The sequence below is a fragment of the Halorubrum sp. SS7 genome (genome assembly GCF_005435055.1).
GTDB lineage: Archaea > Halobacteriota > Halobacteria > Halobacteriales > Haloferacaceae > Halorubrum > Halorubrum salinarum.
This window is the reverse complement of the sequence record NZ_SGXV01000347.1, coordinates 1-422: the sequence shown is the minus strand read 5'-3', so window position 1 is coordinate 422 and position 422 is coordinate 1. Positions and strand designations below refer to the sequence as shown.

Below are 422 nucleotides of genomic sequence, written 5' to 3'. Positions count from 1 at the left end.
CCGAGCGAGACTGACGACACCCACACCGGAAGTGAATCCGTGTACTCGGAGAGTTCCGACGTTGAGGCCGGTTCCGAAGCGGCGGACGACGCTGTCTCTCGGCGAACCAACGGCGACGAACAAACGGCCACTCCGAAACGCGACCACGGAGACTCGGCTTCGGACGCCAATAGTTCGGGGGGTAAGAGCGATGCGTAAACGCGCCTTCATCTCGGTCGTTTTAGCGGTCTTTCTGGTGACCGCTGCGGCTTCCGGCGGCGTAACGGTCGGCGTTCTCTCCGACAGCGAGACGGTCTCGAGCACGCTGTCTGTCCAGAACTCTTCGGAAACGAACGGAACCACCGTGACATCGATTTCCAACACGCCAACCAGTAACACAACGACGAGCAATACGTCGGCCAGTAACACAACGACGAGCAATA

Annotated in this window: 1 protein-coding gene; it reads right to left on the bottom strand. The window is 59.5% G+C overall.

Annotated elements, in window-relative coordinates; translation table 11 throughout:
* The coding region (locus EXE44_RS20490) for a hypothetical protein (RefSeq protein ID WP_199241282.1) at positions 1–422 on the bottom strand (422 nt) is incomplete at both ends.